Consider the following 19,198-nt stretch of genomic DNA (forward strand, 5'->3'; position numbering starts at 1 on the left):
AAAAAGAAGGCCGGCAATTATGCCAGCCCCCTCTTAGTTATTAAACTTGACCTTCCATACTCTGTTTCTTTTCTTTTGCTGTATTCAATGGTCCTTTTTTCTTCAATTCTTTGATTTTTAAATCGAGCCAGAATTGAGAAGCAATCAATAGGGACGAGTAAACGCCACATAATAAACCGATAAATAAAGCAATCGAGAAGTTTCGAATAGCTTCACTTCCGAATATCGCTAACGCCACAACTGTCACAAGAACGGTCAAGACCGTATTGATCGATCTCGTCAACGTTTGTCTTATACTGATATTGGCAATATTCTCAAGCTCTTCGACCGTTTTGACCTTACGGCTAAATCGTAAGTTCTCACGGATACGGTCAAAAGTAACGATTGTATCATTGATGGAATAACCCACAATCGTCAAGACTGCTGCGATGAATGTGATATCCACTTCAAGGCGAAGCAAGCTGAATATCGTGATGATGAAGAATGCATCATGTATTAGGGCTACAACAGCCGGTAAAGCCATCCGCCATTCAAAGCGTACGGATACATAAAGGATGATGCCAAGTGATGCGATCAATAAAGCAATCATCGCATTTTTAGCAAGTTCTTTTCCGACTGTAGGAGAAACGGTGCTGACATTAGGTTCGGCACCATAATCCTTATTGAAGTGGTCCTTCAATTCAGCGATTTCCTGTTTATCAAGGACACCGACCGTACGAACGACAGCATTTTTATCATCTGTACCGGCAAGCCTGATATCCTTCGCTTCAATATCGAACTTGTCCATCTCCGTCTTAATCTGTTCAGTCGTAAGTGCCTCTTTCGAAGCGATTTCAATACGGGTACCACTGGTAAAGTCAATGCCCAGATTCAATCTGAATACGAACAAGAAAATGATCCCGATGAGCGTAACACCGATTGAAATGCTATAAAAGACTTTCCGATGTTTTACGAAGTCGATTTTATCAAAGCGAGTTGGCAATGACATTAAATCGATTTTCTCGGATAGATTGTGAATGTATTTTTTCTTCACGCCAAACCAAGATTTCCGTTTGTCCAGGAACCCACTTTTCACCCATAAGCTCATGAAAAGACGCGTACCATATACGGCGGTGACAAAACTCATTAAGATGGAAATGATCAACGTTGTGGCAAATCCTTTAACCGAGCTTGTCCCATAGAAGAATAGTACGGCTGCGGCCAACAATGTCGTCAAGTTAGCATCCATGATTGTGCCAAGTGAATTTTTCGTACCTTCTGTGTATGCTGCCTTCACAGATCGTCCAAGTTTTAACTCATCCCTGATTCGCTCATAGGTGATGATATTGGCATCGACTGCCATCCCAACACCGAGTACAAGAGCCGCTATACCAGGTAACGTAAGAACCGCATTCATCCAATCAAAGACTAATAGCGTTAAGAAAATGTAAATGCTCAATGTGACGATCGCAATGAAGCCTGGGAAGCGATAATACACAAGCATGAAGATAAAAATAAGTGCAATTCCGATGATGCCGGCAAAAATAGTATCATTCAAAGCCCCTTCACCAAATTGGGCCCCAACGGAAGTGGAGTACACTTCTTTTAAGTCAACGGGCAGGGCACCTGCGTTCAATAACCCAGCAAGCTCTTTTGCCTCTTCTACTGTAAATTGACCCGTTATGAATACTTTATTTGTACTGAAGACTTCACTGACAGCTGGTGCTGAAATCATATTGTCCTGTGAATCTACTTTTTTAATGGAATCTTTTCCTTCTTCAAAATCCAACCAGATAGCCAGTACATTCGTCGGGCTCTCCATGGAAGAAATCTTTTCAGTGATCTCTTTAAACTTGTTTGCATCTTTCAATGTGACTTCAACGACAGGTTTATTATCTTGGAACGTTTGCTTTGCGCCGCCTTCTTTCAGGTCAGCCCCTGTCATCATTTCCTTATCATTGTAGTCACGGAAGGATAGTTTTGCCTGAGTCGAAAGAATTTCCCTGGCATTATTTTGATCTTGGATACCCGCTAGCTGAACACGGATCCGATCATTTCCTTCAATTTGAATGATAGGTTCGTTGACCCCCAATACATTGACACGCCGATCGAGCGCGCTCGCTGTACTGCTCAAAACATCCTGGGTGATTTTTTCACCGGCAAGCGGTTTTACTTCATATAACACTTCAAAACCGCCTTGAAGATCAAGACCAAGCTTGATGTTCCCAAGGATTCCTTTTGAAGTCGTTCCCATCGCTGCGGCAATCAAAAGAACAATTAGAAAAAACGCAACGATTCTGCTTCTTTTTACCATTATGTAGTAGGCCCCTTTCTTTATTACGCCTGTTCTTGGAGTATAAATAACTGTTTATTTTTTCATGAATGATCTTGTTTGCTCTTTAGTTTGAGAAAAAAGGCACAGTTCTTTATGCTTTTTTCCAAAAAAAAGCATAACCATATCTATTATGATTCATTTACAAACGGCTGTCAATTTAAGTATATATCTCTTTTATTCTTTCAAAAGCTCTTTTAACTCTTCTTCAGAAAGGGGGGCGAATAGATTGGGTGATTTAAAAGCTTGGACCATTTGGAACGACATGAACTGATTGCTTGAAAACGTAACGATGTCAGCGACCAATTCGTGAAGATGGACGCTTTCCTGCGGTCGTTTCCATTTCATGTCTGTCAATGTACTCCAAAGGTCCTCCTCGGTAACAGCTTCTAATCCAATCATTTCGAACTCCTCGCATTTGCTTTTCAGGAATGGTCGTACCTTTAAATAATACCGCTGATACGGATGATTTTTTTTCTTCATCACTTTGCCTCCATTAAAATGATTCTCAATTGGATGCGTACATTTCTTAGAAGAGACTCAATCATTTGAGAGAACACAAACACTTTTGTCATGCTTTGTCCAAGTACAAGCATATAGATAATTGTATAGTATAACCGCTTTTTTGAGAAGGCAGGGAGGGAGTTCAATGTCTAAATTTTTGAAAGGGACGCTGATTTTATTAATAGCAAGCCTGATTACAAAGGTTCTTGGATTCATCAACCGCATCGTCATCGCCCGTTTCATCGGCGAAGAAGGCGTTGGTTTATATATGATGGCACTGCCGACATTATTTCTTGTTATCAATATGACTCAATTGGGTCTGCCGATTGCCATATCCAAATATGTAGCCGAAGCGAACGCCAGGGGCGATGAACGGAAAATCAAGAAAATTCTCGTTGTTTCTTTGGCATGCACATTTGGTTTATCGATGATTTTCACCCCGGCCATGCTCCTGTTGGCACCCGTTCTTTCTGAACACTTGTTCACGGACGGACGAACGGTTTGGCCACTTATGGCGATTGCCCCTATTGTTCCGATCATCGCCATTTCATCTGTCCTGCGCGGATATTTCCAAGGTAAGCAAAATATGAAACCATTTGCGTTCTCACAAGTGATTGAGCAGGTGGCCCGGATTACCTTCATCGCGGTGCTGACAAAAGCCTTTTTACCGTATGGAATTGAATATGCCGCAGCCGGTGCCATGTTTGCCTCAATCATTGGTGAACTCGTTTCTCTCGCATACCTTTTAACAAGCTTTAAATTCAAGAAGCATTTCAGATTCAGAAAGGGTTTCTTTCAAAATGTTAAATCGGGAAAAGGGACGTTTACCGAACTAATGGGAATTGCCCTTCCTTCGACAGGCAGTCGCATGATCGGTTCCATTTCCTGGTTCCTGGAACCAATCGTCGTTGCTCAGAGCTTAGCCCTGGCAGGCGTGACGGCTGCAGCGGCCACAAGTCAATACGGGGAGCTGACTGGATATGCCTTGCCCCTTCTCATGCTTCCCTCCTTTGTCACGGCTTCACTGGCTACAGCCCTCGTTCCTGCTGTTAGTGAAGCACGGACGACAGGAAATTATCTGCTAGTGGAACATAGGCTTCAGCAAGCACTGAAAATTACCTTCATTACCGGCTGTCTAGCCGTCGTCACTCTCTTCATCTTCGCTGAACCAATCTTACAGGTGATGTATGGTTCTTCTCATGCAGCCGTATTCATTAAGTTCCTGGCACCTTTTTTTATCCTTTTCTATTTTCAATATCCACTTCAGTCCATGCTTCAGGCACTTGACCTTGCAAAAGCTGCCATGTTTAACAGTCTGGCAGGAAACATCCTCAAGATCGGCGTAATCTGGATGCTGGCTTCAAAGGAGAATTTCGGCATCATGGGGGCTGCAATCGGAATAGCGGTAGGGACCATGCTCGTTACGTTCCTCCACTTTTCCACCGTTATAAAAGTCGTTCCATTCACGCTCCATTTCCGGAGCTACATCCTTTCTTTGATCATTGCTTTGATTTCTGGCTTTGGGGGTTATTATGTCTACGAATTCCCTCTCGCCTCTCTGCCATTGGGATCGCGCTTATTGCTCTCCGTTTCAGTATTGTTGGTGCTTTTCATCTTTTTCATGTTAGGGACGGGCAGCATAAAGAAGGTGGATTTGATTCGTATTCCTTTCATCGGTGGTTTCTTAGCAAAGTTTGCTTGGAAATAGAAATAACCAAGTTCCCTTGGTTATTTCCTCACTTCTTTTTTATCAATATAGATCTGACCATTGATGAAACCGCAAATCGAGACTTCTTCAAGCTTCAGGTATCCATGCCTTTTCAACTGATGCAGAAGCCAGTATTTGTCTTTTCCTATGTATGCTAGGTTGTTTTCCTGTATCTTTCCGTCGATGATAAGCGGGTATGGTGTTTCGATACTTTTTGACTTCTTCCCTTGGCTATTTTTAATGACAGAGAGCTTGCCCGAAGATTCAAGTATCGCAAATTGCACTTCATTCAAGTCACTGATTCCCTGTTCGCGGAGCTGCGTCAACAAATCATTAAAATTATACCGTTGCCTTCTCATTACTTTCTCATCTATTTTCCCTTGGTTGATGATGATTTGCGGCTGGCCATCCATGAGATAGCGGAACCTTACACTCTTCAATGAAAAGAATGCCAATATGATTTGAACAACTGCAAGGACCAACATCGGGAAAATCGTTCCAAAAAATGGTTCATCATTTCCTTCTAAGGCTAATACAGCAATGTCTCCTATCATGATGGAAACCACCAAATCCAGGATGCTAAGTTCCCCGACCTCTCGTTTTCCCATCAACCTAAAAAGGAGCAAAATGAATAAATAAACAAATAGGGTCCTTATTCCACTGCTTAAATAATCTTCCATACAAAGCACTTCCTTCACCATTATCATGGCTGGGATGACGAATAATTACTCTTTTTATTTTAAAAATTCACGGAAGGTTCCCAAACCTGGTCTAAAGCGGATAAAAGTGGAATATGCTTGTACAAACACATCAACAGGCTAGTCGATTCAGCCTTTTAAAAAGGGGGAATAAACATCGAAACAAAAAAAATGATCGTCGCCGTACTTTATGGCGTCGGCTCCATCTTTGCCATAGCTGTGATTGCAAGTTTTCTATTTTCGATTCTTCTTCGTTTCACTTCATTGACGGAATCATCCCTGACATACGTAATCATGATCGTGTCCTTTATATCATTATTCATTGGCGGGTTCATTTCAGGGGGCAAAGGTCAGAAACAGGGGTTATTCCTAGGTGGCAGTACAGGATTACTGTATCTCCTTGTCGTGTTCCTTTTTCAATACTTGGGACATGATGCACTGTTTACCTTGAAACAATGGATTTATTACGGATGCTTTGTCATTACCGCTATGATGGGTGGAGTACTTGGAGTGAATATGAGCTCAGAATCACGGACGAATTAATAGAAACAAAAAAACCGGGCACAGGGCCCGGTTTTCGTCTGTCTTATACTTGTGCTTCTCTAGCTGGTGCGCTTTCCGTAATTTCACGGATTGCAGCACGGTCAAACGTTAGTTTTGAACCATCTGTAGATTTAATGACGATTTTTAACTCATCGATAGCATCGATTGTTCCGTGCATTCCACCGATCGTTGCAACCTTGTCGCCTTTTTTCAAGCTCTCTTGCATGTTTCTTGTATTCTTGGCGCGTTTTTGCTGCGGACGGATAAGTAGGAAATAGAACAATACGAACATTAAGATTAACGGAAGTAATTGTGTTAAACCACCCATTTATATTCACTCCTTTCATTTTTTAAAGTATTTATGGAATTAGAAGTTTTTTGCATTTGGCTTATTGAAACCATATTGTTCAAAAAACTCTTCCCTAAAGTCTCCAAGGCGATCTTCTCGGATAGCTTGTCTGACCTGTTCCATCAAGTTTAACAGAAAATGAAGATTGTGATAAGTCGTTAGACGAATACCATACGTTTCTTCGCATTTAATTAAGTGGCGAATGTATGCCCGGCTATAATTTTTACAAACATGGCAATCGCAATTTTCATCGATTGGACCAAAATCACGCGCGTACTTCGCATTTTTTACGACTAATCGGCCAGTACTTGTCATCAATGTACCATTACGAGCGATTCGTGTTGGCAATACACAGTCAAACATATCAACCCCACGGATTGCACCGTCAATCAATGAATCAGGTGATCCAACCCCCATGAGGTAACGAGGCTTATTCGTTGGTAAGAGCGGACTCGTGAACTCTAGCACACGGTTCATGATATCCTTTGGTTCACCCACCGATAATCCACCAATAGCATAACCCGGGAAGTCAAGGGAAACAAGGTCTTTCGCACTTTGTTTACGGAGATGTTCAAACTCCCCACCCTGAACGATACCGAATAATCCTTGATCATTTGGACGTTCATGAGCATTCAAGCAGCGCTCTGCCCAGCGTGATGTCCGTTCGACAGACTTCTTCATGTATTCCTCGGTAGCCGGGAATGGAGGGCACTCATCGAATGCCATCATGATATCTGAGCCTAGTGCATTTTGGATTTCCATTGCCTTTTCAGGAGATAAAAATAGCTTATCACCATTGATATGGTTTCTGAAATGGACGCCCTCTTCCTCAATTTGACGGAATTTGCTTAGGGAGAATACCTGGAAACCGCCGGAATCCGTTAATATTGCACGATCCCAGTTCATGAATTTATGCAGTCCTCCAGCTTCCTTGATGATCTCATGCCCTGGACGTAGCCATAAATGGTACGTATTGCTGAGGATGATGCCTGCCCCCATTTGTTTCAATTCTTCAGGTGACATCGTTTTGACGGTAGCCATCGTCCCAACCGGCATAAATGCTGGAGTTTCGAAAGAACCATGTGGCGTATGAACGCGGCCAAGCCGTGCCCCCGTCTGTTTACATGTTTTGATTAACTCATATCGTATTGCAGTCAACGCAATAACTCCCTTCAAGAGCCTATCACTCTTTATATTACTTGATTAACATTGCATCTCCAAAACTAAAGAACCTGTATTTTTCTTCCACTGCCGTTTCGTAGGCATGCAGAACATGTTCCCTTCCTGCAAGTGCAGAAATAAGCATGATTAACGTTGATTTTGGCAGATGGAAGTTCGTGATCATTGCATCGATTCCCTTGAATTCGAAACCAGGATAGATGAAAATGCTTGTCCAGCCGCTTTCTTCCTTGAAAACCCCGTCATTACGGGATGCAATCGTTTCCAGCGTTCTTGTTGATGTCGTGCCGACTGTGATGATCCTTCCGCCGTTTCCTTTCACTTCATTCAACAACCGTGCTGTGCCTTCGGTCATTTGGTAAAATTCCGAATGCATTTCATGACTGTCGATGTCTTCCACACTTACAGGGCGGAACGTTCCAAGCCCAACGTGTAGCGTGATGAAAGCAATGTGAACCCCCATGTCTTTAAGCTTTTCAAGCAAATGCTCCGTAAAGTGGAGACCAGCCGTAGGTGCTGCTGCCGATCCACGTTCACGTGCATAAACCGTCTGGTAGCGGTCTTGATCTTCAAGTTGTTCTTTAATGTAAGGTGGCAACGGCATTTCGCCAAGTTCGTCCAATATTTCATAGAATATGCCATCATACTGGAATTTCATAATCCGGCCGCCATGATCCAGAATGCCTGTGCAGACTGCACGTAGCTTGCCATCACCAAAAACGATAGTGGATCCTTCTTTAATACGTTTTGCAGGTTTCACCAAGGTCTCCCAAACATCGTCACTCTCTTGTTTTAACAAAAGAACTTCAACTTTCCCGCCTGTTTCCTCTTTACTTCCATAAAGTCTTGCTGGTAAAACCTTCGTATCATTCAATACAAGACAATCACCCGGCTTCACATATTCCGTGATTGAACTGAACACATCATGCTGAATCTCACCGGTTTCCTTGTCCAATACCATCAATCTACTTGCTTCCCTGTTCTTCAAAGGAACTTGGGCAATCAATTCCTCTGGTAAATGAAAATCAAACTCTTCTAATTTCATCTGTTCCACTTCCTAATCTGTGTATCATGTAGTTAGTTATTATTTAAAACGGCTAATTAAATAAAAAATAGCCGACAGCACAATGCTGACGATGATCGAGGTCATGATAGGAAAATAAAAAGTCGTATTTCCCTTCTTGAAAAAGATATCCCCCGGGAGCCTGCCAAGCTGAATGAACTTCATCGCAAATCCAATCACAAAAATAATCACACCTAGAGTCATGATCGTCTTAGGCATATTCATCGCTCAGGCATCTCCATCCCGAAATGCTCGTAAACAAGCGAAGTTGCCATACGACCTCGAGGAGTCCTCTGTAAAAAACCAACCTGCAGTAAATAGGGTTCATACACATCTTCAATCGTATGCGCTTCCTCCCCGATCGTAGCTGCGATCGTCTCCAAGCCCACAGGACCACCACGAAACTTTTCAATGATTCCTTTAAGTAATTTATGGTCAATATGATCCAGTCCTAAACGGTCGACCTGCATTAATTCCAATGCATAATCAGCCAGTTTCGTCGTGATCGTGCCATCCCCGCGAACTTGGGCAAAGTCCCTTACACGGCGTAAAAGCCTATTGGCAATCCTAGGGGTCCCCCGCGACCTTCTCGCAATCTCACCGGCAGCTTGGTCATCCATTTCCGTATCCATGATTTGGGCGGTCCGGAGAACGATGTCGGTCAAGTGATGTTCCGTGTAATATTCCAAGCGGCTCAAGACGCCAAACCGGTCCCTAAGAGGTGCTGATAGTGAACCCGCACGAGTTGTAGCGCCAACAAGGGTGAACGGTGGAAGATCGATTCGGATTGAACGGGCTTCGGGTCCCTTACCGACCACGATATCCAGACAAAAATCCTCCATGGCTGGATAGAGGACTTCCTCCACGACCCGAGGCAAACGATGGATTTCGTCAATAAATAAGACATCCCCTGGTTCAAGGGCACTCAAAATGGCTGCCAAATCTCCCGGTCTTTCAATGGCCGGTCCAGAAGTCGTGCGGATATTGACTCCCATTTCGTTCGCAATGATGACGGCAAGCGTCGTCTTCCCAAGCCCCGGCGGTCCATACAAAAGCACGTGATCAAGCGTTTCTTCGCGCATCCGGGCTGCTTCGATGTACACACTCAAATTCGCCTTCACTTTATCCTGTCCAATGTATTGCTTTAAGTTTTGCGGTCGCAGGCTTTGTTCAAAGGATAGTTCGTTCAAATCGGCTTCCTGATTAAAAACTCTCTCCTCCATTGCGCCACTCCTTATCTTAACATCATTTGCAATGCTTTCTTAATGTATTGCTCGGTCGTCATTTCTTCCACTTGCAGCTTTTTCGCGACCTTCTGTATTTCTTTTTCCGAGTAACCAAGTGCCTTCAGGGCCAGAATCGCTTCGTCCAACTCTTCGGTATACCCATTTTGATTGATTGCCGTCGGAACTCCTTCATTGAATAAGTTCGGGAAAGCATCCGGGATGATATTCTCAAGCTTGCCTTTTAAGTCAAGGATCATTTGGCGCGCTGTCTTCTTTCCGACTCCAGGGAATTTTACAAGGAACGTCTCATCCTCATTTTCGATGGCTTGCACAACCTGATCCACCTGGCCCGACGCCAATATAGCAAGCGCCCCTTTCGGCCCGATTCCCGTCACATTCAATAGTTTCGTGAACAGAGCCTTTTCCTGCCGCGATTGAAATCCGTATAAAGAAATCATGTCCTCACGTACATAATGATATAGAAAAACTTGAGTCTCTTTCTTAAATTGGGCGGAGTAAATAAAAGGATTCGGAGTCAGCACTTGATATCCGATTCCCCCATTATCCACGACTATGTATTCAGGTCCAATATAATCGACCATGCCTTTTATATAATCATACAAATTAATTCTCTCCCTGATTTAGCTGTACCTCTCATTTTATCATAAAAGGAGAGGGAAGTTTATTAAAAGTTATTTAGCAATTGGTGGTGTTCACCTCCTATGCTTATTTATGTTCTTTTGAGATAGGCACCTTTTGCCCCGACCCTGGATATCCTGAATTCCCTACCCGTCAGTTTGGCGTTAAGTCACCCATCAATCCTTGGAAGGCAGACAAATAGGACGGGTGTATTTCTCCCATCCTAGTTAATCGAATACGGCTCATATTCCTTAATAAGCTGTTTATATTGATCCTTATTTACGATTGGAATCCCTTTTTGCAATTCTTCCTGCTTGTACACTTCCAATTTCCCTACATCCAATTGATAGAAAGTATGAATGATTTTGGCATGCTCCGGCTTCCCGATAAAAATGGATAGAGTCCCATCCTCCTTCATCCCAAGATAGCCGTTTGCTTTGAGTAAAGGCGATATATCATTCTCTATTTTATTCAATACAATGTGGTCATCATTTTGATCAACCACATTCCATCCTTGGTATTTCAACCAAAAGTCTTCCATCGTCCAAATCTTTTCCGTCAATTTTTCTTCACTTAATTCCCCATCGAGATACAAACGCTGGAGGATGACTTTTTGTTCGATTGGCTGACTTTCCTCTGGTTTTGCTTCCTCGGCAAAAGCAGTCAAACAGAACGGGATGACGAACAAGGCCAAGAAAAACTGGATTTTCAGTTGATTAATCAATGCGATCACCTCTTAAGGCGTTTACTTTTTACATAGTTTGACCTGAAATTCGATTATTAACCGAAAAAATTCCGTTGGTCTTTTTAAAGAAAAGAAGCTGACTCCATTCGAAGCCAGCTTGGATGCGTTTATTTTATATGATCTTTATGAATATCCAGGTTGTCGAACATATCATTGGCATCCAGGACAATTAATTCTTTTGTATCTCCGTCTCGCAGGTTATTATCGAGTGTCATCGTCCGGTAGTATACACCTTCATCCGTCGTTACATAAAGTGCCCGGCCCTCTGTTAGAGGTTCGATTTTCTTCCACACCGCTTCTTTGACCGCCGTCGCCTGATCATAATCATCTAGCAACAAAGCCACTAGCATTTCATCTTTCATGATGATGGCCCTGGCGTCAATGACATTGTCTACACGATTTGCAATCTTATCCGCTTGGTCGACCAATGTCCCTTCATAGGAGTTATAATAGGATGATTTAGCCCGAAGTGGTTTGCTTTCATGACCATGATAGTTACGGTCCTTCTTGCTGTATGCATCATCTTTTCCATACAAATCCTTTTCCATATCATCAAAATTGATTTGACGAACTAGTGCATTCTTTTCGGTTGTATGGTACCCCGTTTCATTCATAGGATTTTGATTCTCTGCCGTATCATTATTGGCACAGCCAATCAAACCCCCAACGAATACCGTGCAAAGCGGCAGTGCCCAAATTTTGTTCCGCACCAACAATCCCCCCTTTGCTAAAATGGATTGAGCCTATTTTCGCTCATAATTAGCATGGGTGTATTGAAGGGATTTCAATCTGTAAGTTATGCCCATATTAGATACTCATTACCTTTTGGAAATCATGTCCGCCAATTTTTCGTTCATCTCCATTCGCTTCGAAAACCCCTCCACCGTCATTTTCCAAACGGAATGGAATTGTGATGAACTTTTATTATTCCTGTTCCACTCGCGGAATATATCCGTAGGGAAAGCCAAAGCATAAAGAAATGCCCGATCTTTTTGATACTTTTTCAACTGTGGAACTTGCCAAAGCATCGTGGCAGCATCATCGAGATGGGGCGAAATCCGATTGGCATATTGTAAATAATCGATGCATCGTGGTGCCTTCGCCATTAAATCGAAATCGATTAAAGCAAGTGACCCATCTTCTCTTCTCAAAAAATTATGGTGGGCACAGTCACCGTGAATGATGACGTTTTTTTCCTTATCCCATTTTGATTGGTTTTTTTCAAACCCCTCCAAGGACCATTCCCCCCACCTTACCCACTCATTGATGATTTCATCTGAAACATATTGGCGAGTATACGAAATGTTCTTTTTAAATAATGACAATCTTTCTTTCCATTTTCTCACCTGATCAAATAGGGGAGCTTTGATTGACAGGTTTTCAGAAACATCGTGAAATCTTTCCAATAATTCAATGCCCTCCAACCGGTCTTTATGATGGGAAAAACGGAACTTTTTCTTGCTTGGAGGTATATAGTCCATACTGCCATACCATTTCCCTTTGAATTGGAACGGCATTAACTTCTGGTGAATCTGATACGTTTGTTCGAACCCTTTTTGACTTAACAAAGAAGTCAATTCCCTTTGTCGATCCCATTTTTCAAAGCTATCGAATCCTTTAAGAATGATGGGAGCGTCTTTTTTGAATGAAATCATATAGACATTGCTCTGAAGATGATGGACGTTCTTTGGTCGGCGGTTTAAATAAGAGAGGAGACGAGTGTAAAAAACACTGTCCCCCTGATAATTAGTAGTCATCACTTTCGTCCGCATACGTAGGCATTCCAAATGTTTCAGGTGCTTGAACGCCTCCGAATTGACCTGGTTGACCACCCATTTGTCCTGGCATCATTGCTTCAGGGTGACCTCCGAGCTGTCCACGCATCATTCCGGGCTGCCCGCCAAACTGACCTGGCATCGCACCTGGTTGGCCCCCTAGTTGATGGCCATATGGATTCCCCATCATGGCTCCCATTTGGTTGCCGGGCTGGTTCCCCATCATGCCTCCCATCTGGTTGCCGTATGGATTACCCATCATGCCTCCCATCTGATTGCCGGGCTGGTTCCCCATCATGCCTCCCATCTGGTTGCCGGGCTGGTTCCCCATCATGCCTCCCATTTGGTTGCCGGGCTGGTTCCCCATCATGCCTCCCATCTGATTGCCAGGTTGGTTCCCCATCATGCCTCCCATCTGATTGCCGGGCTGGTTCCCCATCATGCCTCCCATCTGATTGCCGGGCTGGTTCCCCATCATGCCTCCCATCTGGTTGCCGGGCTGGTTCCCCATCATGCCTCCCATCTGGTTGCCGTATAGATTACCCATCATGCCTCCCATCTGATTGCCAGGTTGGTTCCCCATCATGCCTCCCATCTGATTGCCGGGCTGGTTCCCCATCATGCCTCCCATTTGATTGCCGTATTGGTGGTTCCCCATCATGTCTCCCATCTGATTGCCAGACTGGTTCCCCATCATGCCTCCAGGAGGTCCTCCTTGATATTCTTGTATTTGAATTTCATCCACCGATTCTACTTCATATTGGATTGGTTGCTGTTTTTCCCCCATTAGACTTTGAATACTAGCTCCCGCATAGGATTCTGAGTATTGTGGTCTGCCTTTATGGAATTGATGATAATCAGGGTGATGGTGCGCCTTGCTTTGCGTTTCTTCCATAGCATAGTATTGGCCCTTCACTTCTTTCTCTGGTCCATATGTTCCTATTTCTCCCTTGTTGCAGCCACAATCCTCACTTTCGGCTTGCATATTGGACTGCATATAGGGCTGCTGTGGATAGTATTGGAAATTCGGAGCATTCGACGATGACGACTCGGAAGATGACTCATAATGGTGCGGCATATACGCACCTGCAACTTGTTGTGGAGTTCCGCCATACATATGATGTGGGACGGGTGCTGAAGCTTGATATGGATAGTATTGTTGACCGGCCTGGTTTTGACTGGCTCCTTGGACGGTACTTTGACCCATTGAATGCATATCAGGAGATTCTCCCCATACGTCTGAACTTTCTTCCATCATTTGATAGCCTTGCATGCCTTGAACACCTTGTTGATAGTGAGGGGCTCCCTGAAAAGCTCCTTGGACTCCATGCATGGGCATGGATGCCCATGGCGGTGGATCGATGCTAAAACCGCTTCCTGGCATGATAGGGGTGATTGGAATGCAATCGTCTACCGGTTCACATATTTCCTGAACAACTGGCTTCTTTTTTGATTTTTTCTTTACCGGTTTTTCTACTGGCTTCACCGCTTCAACCTTTTTTGGGGGAGTTGGCGGAGTTGGTGGCTTCTGTACACTCATGTTGGTCATATTGACCAAATAATAATTATTGATATCTATTTCTGGTATCACTTGTTTCGGTACCTGAACCTCTTTCGGGACAACGATTTGTTTTTCCTTAACGGGCATTTCCTTTATAGGCATTTGCTTTTCTTTAACAGGCAATTGTTTTTCCTTAATAGGCAATTGATATTCTTTTATCACAGGCTGTTGATATTTCTGCTGTTCTTTTATAGGTGCCTGATACTTTTGCTGTTCTTTTATGGGTGCTTGATATTTTTGTTGTTCCTTCATCACGGGTTGCTGTTGAATTTGCTGTTCTTTCATTTGAATCGGTTGAATTTGAGATTCTTTGGATTGATATGTCACTTGTGGCGTGCCCATCTCTTTTTTAATTGATCCCGATGTATTTCCAGGTATATTAATTTTCATGCCCGGCATCATCATATCCGGATTACTTAACTGAGAATTGGATTTTTTCAGTTGTTCATAACTCACGCCATATTTTTTTGCGAGCTTCCAAAGCGTATCGCCTTTTTGGACTATATGAATTTTCACGCTGATAACCCCTCCTGTGCATATGTCCATATATACTATGATGTAGTGGGTAAATTGCCATTATTATTTATCATGAAAACTTATGCTTGATGAAACTAAAATATGAATGAAAGCCACACAGTCAGAAAAACCCGTTCAAATGAGGGGGGTAGCAGGATTGACCGCTTTTTGCCAGCGTGCATCTCTGTCTAATCAATCCGAACTTTGGGTATAGGGTATAGGATTTATAAAATGCTGATTTAGATGGCACTACATAAAAAACAACAGTCTAGGAGGGTATCTGAATGAAATGGAAAGGAAGACAAAAGAGTTCGAACGTTGAGGACAGAAGAGGAATGGGTGGAAAGAGCATCGCCGGGATTGGTGGCGGATTTGGTATAGTTGTCGTTTTGATCGTTATGTTCCTAGGTGGCAACCCAAGTGATCTTTTGAATGGCCTTGGTTCCAATGATACTACAGACAATGACTCCTATGAGGAAACGGACCAGGAGAAGGAGCTCGCTCAATTTGTCTCGGTCGTTCTTGGAGATACCGAGCGGGTTTGGGCGGAAGAGTTTCGTAAGCAAGGTCTAGAATATAAAGAGCCCACTCTCGTTTTGTATACAGGAAGTGTCGACTCGGCCTGTGGAACGGCCGGTTCTTCAGTGGGACCCTTTTATTGCCCCGGTGATATGAAGCTTTATATTGACTTGAGTTTCTATCAGGAACTTCAAGATGAGTATCAGGCACCCGGAGATTTTGCAATGGCTTATGTCATAGCTCATGAAGTGGGACATCATGTACAGACCCTATTGGGCACGTCTAGAAAAGAAATGCCCGACCGGTCAAGGGTCAGTGAAAAAGAATATAATAAATATTCTGTTCGACTGGAACTTCAAGCTGACTATTTAGCAGGGGTATGGGCTCATCACGCTCAAGGAGAGAACTTACTTGAGGAAGGCGATCTCGAAGAGGCTTTGAGTGCAGCCAGTGGAGTGGGAGACGACACCATCCAAAAGAAAGCTCAAGGGTATGTTGTTCCTGACAGCTTTACGCATGGAACCTCCGAGCAGCGAAAGCGCTGGTTTAATAAAGGATTCCAATCTGGTGATATGAACGGGGGCAATACTTTCAAGGCAAGTAACCTATGATTGTACAAGATTAGGGCGGACGTTTCCATGTGCCTCCCTCTTTTTTGCTGCATTCACCCGCATGCATTTAAGGAACACCATGGGTAAATCGACTTTCATTCGATTAGCCCCTTTATTTTATGGTAAACTATTTGTACATAACGAGGTGAAGGATCATGCAAAAAAAGAAATTATTAGGCGAAGAAAGACGAACCAAGCTCTTACATATCCTACAAACAAGTTCACAGCCTGTTACCGGTAGCGAACTCTCCCAAATAACCAATGTGAGCCGGCAGGTCATCGTCGGTGACATTACCCTTCTTAAAGCACGAAATGAGCCGATTATCGCTACTAGCCAGGGGTATATCTACTTGCAAACCGAGACTAGACAAAACCCTGAACGGACCATCGCTTGCCAGCACGAGCCCACGCGAGCCCAGGAGGAATTATTTCTACTTGTCGATATCGGCATAACCGTCAAAGACGTGAAAATAGAGCATCCCGTGTATGGGGACTTAACGGCTTCCATCATGGTCAGTAATCGGAAAGAAGTGGCATCCTTCCTTTCAAAGGTTACTAAAACAAAAGCCACATTATTATCGGAACTGACTAGCGGCATTCACCTTCATACCATTAGTGCCGCTTCAGAAGACTTACTGGACGAAGCAGAAGAAGCATTGAATAAAGCCGGGATTTTAGTTAACTAAAATAGGACACTTCGAAGTAAAGGCATTCGAAGTGTCCTATTTTCTTACGAATCGCTCTCGTTTTCGCCTTCATCTCCACTCTCCCCCTCTTCATTGCTTATTAATTGAGCGATCAGGTTGAGAACGGCTCCTATCGCTTGAATCCAGCTCCCTAACGTTTGTAATGTTTCCGGGTCTAATTGTCCCTCATTATACCCTTGGTTCCCATTCCCTTGGCTTCCGTACCCTTGGTTCCCATTTCCCTGGCTCCCATTTCCTTTGCTTCCGTACCCTTGATTCCCACTCCCTTGGCTCCCATTTCCTTTGCTTTCCAGGCTTGGATTCGTATTTTCTCTTTTCAATTCAATAATCCCAGACAGTGCTTGTAATGAATTTCCCAACAGCTGCATTAAATTACCAACTATATTTATCCCTTCAGCTGGTGCATTTTCGGTTATATCCGCCGCAGATACGCCACCGCCTAAAGCCTGAATAAAATTTCCGTTTATAATCAATAGATCATTCGTGTCATCTGAAAAAGTACCTATCAATCCTGTAATAACCGTCGAATTTCCAATGGCCTGAACTGCACTTCCGATTTGATCTAAAGTGAAAGCTTCCTCTCCATCGGCAATTAAAGCATTACCTGTTCCCTGGAGAGTGTTCCCCACCACATCCAAGTTATTTGCAGAATCGTAATCCGATATAAGGGTTGGTGTATTTGCGATGGCGGATAAAACCGTTCCGATGGCTTGCAGCCAAGATCCGAACGTTTCTTTGAACTCATTACTCATCTTTACCGCACATCTCCCATCCCCTCTTTCATCTTTTTCAGTCTTTTACATTTAAATTCTGTAAGAGGATATTGTAACGATAAATCTGGTTTACCTCTTGGTATGTATTTCTCCCAACCCACTTCATAATTAACCCTATTAAATCCTATTATATGGGCTTAATAGCTTTACGTTCTTTAAAAAAGGCAGAACAATGTGTCACTCCCTATTTTTCTAATTAGATTCAAGGCCTCCTAAAAAAATCTCCTTGGACTTTTATCCAAGGAGATTTTTTAGGAATGTACTTTAAAGACCATTTAACTGTGTTTCCTTCTGTCTACATCTGTCCTTATCGGTGCACCAATCCATTTTGAACGGTAAAGCATGGATAACTGCCCAAGATTGACACGGTACATCCAAGGGCCTCAAGTTCAGAAATCGTGCCTGGGATGAGCACCTCGTCAAGTGCCATTTCTACATCGATAATGAAGAAATAATGACCTAGTCCTGTTTTCATCGGCCGAGATTCAATTTTGGACAGGTTGAGCTTTCTCCATGAGAAAGCGGAAAGGACTTGATGAAGCTGTCCCGAATGATCGGCTGGGAGCTGGATCATCAACGTCGTTTTACTGTCTCCCTCAGTAGTTAAATGCCCACTGAAATCGACTTCGCCGTTGGATACGACAATGAATTTGGTATGGTTATGCTCATAGTCGTGAATATTTCGTTCAAGAATCGTCAACCCATACTCCTGTGCTGCCATTTCGTTCGCGATGGCTGCAATTTTGGCATCCGGATTCTCCATTACCATTTTTGCTGCTGCAGCCGTTGACGTAACATATTCAAATGGGATGCCACTTAGACCTTTATGTAGGAATTTACGGCATTGTGCAATAGCGTGTGAATGGGAATAGACCCTATCCGGTTTAAAGTCAGGATTGGCATGATCCGGATGAACCATGTAATGCTGTTCGATAGGAATCGTGATTTCCCCTTTAATCGGAAGCCTCACTTCATGAACCAGGTAATCCATCGTTATATTTACCGAACCTTCCAACGCATTCTCGATTGGGACCAGCGCATGGCTTACTTCCCCATCGCGGACAGCGTCGAGACTGTCTGGAATCGTACTCATCGGAATTTTACTATCATTAGGAAATAAGCGAGAGACAGCTAAATCCGTGAACGTTGCTTTCGGTCCAAGAAATGCTATTTTTGAAGTCATATTATAATCCCCTTTTCACGGACAATCTATTGTTTATGTTATGCCATTTTCTGATTTATTACAATAGTTAATCTTTAATGACCACACATAAAAAAAAGCCTGTACAATGAACTGTACAGGCTTTATTCTATGCACCATTCCCAAGGATTTCGACCTTTTCGACGAATTCCATTTTACGCAATCTTGTTAAAAGATCATCAATATCCACCGTCATCCCACTCGTGTTGAGCGAGAGAGTGACGTTGGCACGACCCTGTAAGGGAATCGTTTGGTGAATCGTCATGATGTTGCAGCCAGATGAGGCGACCAGTCGTAAGAGCTCCGATAGAGTCCCGGAACGGTCTTCGAGGTAAAAGAACAGAGTGATTAGCTTTTCTTTGACAATCGTATGAAACGGAAAGACCGTGTCCCGATATTTGTAAAAGGCGCTTCTACTCAGATCCACTTTTTGTACCGCTTCCCAAACTGAATCTGCTTTTCCCCGTTCAATCATTTCTTTAGCATCCAGCGTTTTTTTCATCGCTTCGGGGAGGACATCCTCTCGAACGAGGAAAAATTTCTGATCGGCCTTATTCAAAGTCCGCACGC

At 43.3% G+C, this 19,198-nt stretch carries 19 protein-coding genes and 1 pseudogene; 4 read left to right on the top strand and 16 right to left on the bottom strand.

What is annotated here, in order from left to right; all coding sequences use genetic code 11:
• Positions 1–40: 40 nt before the first annotated feature.
• Together secDF and ACQKL6_RS07290 are read right to left on the bottom strand one after the other, a co-directional pair.
• Positions 41–2,293, bottom strand: coding sequence for a protein translocase subunit SecDF (gene secDF / locus ACQKL6_RS07285; RefSeq protein ID WP_402958227.1), 2,253 nt, complete (start codon positions 2,291–2,293; stop codon positions 41–43).
• A 195-nt stretch (positions 2,294–2,488) separates the two neighbouring features.
• On the bottom strand, positions 2,489–2,794 hold the full coding sequence (locus ACQKL6_RS07290) for a post-transcriptional regulator (protein ID WP_402869825.1): 306 nt from the start codon (positions 2,792–2,794) through the stop codon (positions 2,489–2,491).
• 166 nt (positions 2,795–2,960) lie between these two features.
• Between ACQKL6_RS07290 and spoVB the strand changes: the two genes are divergently transcribed.
• On the top strand, positions 2,961–4,523 hold the full coding sequence (spoVB, locus tag ACQKL6_RS07295) for a stage V sporulation protein B (RefSeq protein ID WP_427650905.1): 1,563 nt from the start codon (positions 2,961–2,963) through the stop codon (positions 4,521–4,523).
• A gap of 20 nt (positions 4,524–4,543) precedes the next feature.
• Here spoVB and ACQKL6_RS07300 read toward each other — a convergent pair whose 3' ends face one another.
• Positions 4,544–5,203, bottom strand: coding sequence for a DUF421 domain-containing protein (locus ACQKL6_RS07300; protein ID WP_402958222.1), 660 nt, complete (start codon positions 5,201–5,203; stop codon positions 4,544–4,546).
• Positions 5,204–5,392: 189 nt separating this feature from the next.
• Between ACQKL6_RS07300 and ACQKL6_RS07305 the strand changes: the two genes are divergently transcribed.
• On the top strand, positions 5,393–5,764 hold the full coding sequence (locus ACQKL6_RS07305) for a TIGR04086 family membrane protein (protein WP_427650906.1): 372 nt from the start codon (positions 5,393–5,395) through the stop codon (positions 5,762–5,764).
• Positions 5,765–5,807: 43 nt separating this feature from the next.
• Here the strand turns inward: ACQKL6_RS07305 and yajC are convergent, their stop codons facing one another.
• The 10 genes and pseudogenes from yajC to safA all read right to left on the bottom strand — a co-directional run.
• Entirely contained in the window at positions 5,808–6,092 is a 285-nt protein-coding gene (yajC, locus tag ACQKL6_RS07310) for a preprotein translocase subunit YajC (RefSeq protein ID WP_402869833.1), read from the bottom strand.
• A gap of 39 nt (positions 6,093–6,131) precedes the next feature.
• The gene (gene tgt, locus ACQKL6_RS07315) at positions 6,132–7,271 is read right to left on the bottom strand and encodes a tRNA guanosine(34) transglycosylase Tgt (RefSeq protein ID WP_402986425.1); all 1,140 of its coding nucleotides are present in this window, start codon (positions 7,269–7,271) and stop codon (positions 6,132–6,134) included.
• 37 nt (positions 7,272–7,308) lie between these two features.
• Complete coding sequence (gene queA / locus ACQKL6_RS07320; RefSeq protein WP_427650907.1) at positions 7,309–8,337, bottom strand: tRNA preQ1(34) S-adenosylmethionine ribosyltransferase-isomerase QueA; 1,029 nt, start codon at positions 8,335–8,337, stop codon at positions 7,309–7,311.
• Positions 8,338–8,376: 39 nt separating this feature from the next.
• Complete coding sequence (locus tag ACQKL6_RS07325) at positions 8,377–8,580, bottom strand: DUF2905 domain-containing protein (RefSeq protein ID WP_402958217.1); 204 nt, start codon at positions 8,578–8,580, stop codon at positions 8,377–8,379.
• Positions 8,577–9,578: a Holliday junction branch migration DNA helicase RuvB gene (gene ruvB, locus ACQKL6_RS07330; protein WP_402869841.1), complete on the bottom strand. Its 1,002-nt coding sequence runs from the start codon at positions 9,576–9,578 to the stop codon at positions 8,577–8,579. The genes ACQKL6_RS07325 and ruvB overlap by 4 nt, the downstream gene beginning before the upstream one ends.
• Before the next feature lie 11 nt (positions 9,579–9,589).
• Positions 9,590–10,204 carry a Holliday junction branch migration protein RuvA gene (ruvA, locus tag ACQKL6_RS07335; protein WP_402958215.1) on the bottom strand — a complete coding sequence of 205 codons (615 nt, stop codon included), beginning with the start codon at positions 10,202–10,204 and terminating at the stop codon, positions 9,590–9,592.
• A 239-nt stretch (positions 10,205–10,443) separates the two neighbouring features.
• Positions 10,444–10,944 carry a BofC C-terminal domain-containing protein gene (locus ACQKL6_RS07340; protein ID WP_402986427.1) on the bottom strand — a complete coding sequence of 167 codons (501 nt, stop codon included), beginning with the start codon at positions 10,942–10,944 and terminating at the stop codon, positions 10,444–10,446.
• Positions 10,945–11,072: 128 nt separating this feature from the next.
• Complete coding sequence (locus tag ACQKL6_RS07345; protein ID WP_402986429.1) at positions 11,073–11,675, bottom strand: YhcN/YlaJ family sporulation lipoprotein; 603 nt, start codon at positions 11,673–11,675, stop codon at positions 11,073–11,075.
• A gap of 108 nt (positions 11,676–11,783) precedes the next feature.
• Positions 11,784–12,620 carry a phosphotransferase gene (locus ACQKL6_RS07350; protein ID WP_427650908.1) on the bottom strand — a complete coding sequence of 279 codons (837 nt, stop codon included), beginning with the start codon at positions 12,618–12,620 and terminating at the stop codon, positions 11,784–11,786.
• Positions 12,621–14,673: 2,053 nt separating this feature from the next.
• Positions 14,674–14,817, bottom strand: a pseudogene (gene safA, locus ACQKL6_RS07355) (SafA/ExsA family spore coat assembly protein); the annotation flags it as partial.
• Positions 14,818–15,101: 284 nt separating this feature from the next.
• On the opposite strand from safA, the gene ypfJ reads away from it, so the two are divergent.
• Together ypfJ and ACQKL6_RS07365 are read left to right on the top strand one after the other, a co-directional pair.
• A complete protein-coding gene (gene ypfJ / locus ACQKL6_RS07360; protein WP_402986434.1) occupies positions 15,102–15,947 on the top strand; it encodes a KPN_02809 family neutral zinc metallopeptidase in 846 nt (281 codons plus the stop codon).
• 152 nt (positions 15,948–16,099) lie between these two features.
• Complete coding sequence (locus ACQKL6_RS07365; protein ID WP_402987346.1) at positions 16,100–16,633, top strand: transcription repressor NadR; 534 nt, start codon at positions 16,100–16,102, stop codon at positions 16,631–16,633.
• Positions 16,634–16,677: 44 nt separating this feature from the next.
• On the opposite strand, the gene ACQKL6_RS07370 is transcribed toward ACQKL6_RS07365, so the two are convergent.
• The 3 genes from ACQKL6_RS07370 to ACQKL6_RS07380 form a co-directional block, all read right to left on the bottom strand.
• A complete protein-coding gene (locus ACQKL6_RS07370; protein WP_402875768.1) occupies positions 16,678–17,406 on the bottom strand; it encodes a DUF6944 family repetitive protein in 729 nt (242 codons plus the stop codon).
• A gap of 328 nt (positions 17,407–17,734) precedes the next feature.
• Complete coding sequence (gene pheA / locus ACQKL6_RS07375) at positions 17,735–18,610, bottom strand: prephenate dehydratase (RefSeq protein ID WP_427650909.1); 876 nt, start codon at positions 18,608–18,610, stop codon at positions 17,735–17,737.
• Positions 18,611–18,737: 127 nt separating this feature from the next.
• Entirely contained in the window at positions 18,738–19,187 is a 450-nt protein-coding gene (locus ACQKL6_RS07380; RefSeq protein WP_402875772.1) for an ACT domain-containing protein, read from the bottom strand.
• Positions 19,188–19,198 lie beyond the last annotated feature (11 nt).

The organism is Peribacillus sp. NPDC097197 (genome assembly GCF_050278025.1).
Classification (GTDB): Bacteria; Bacillota; Bacilli; order Bacillales; family DSM-1321; genus Peribacillus.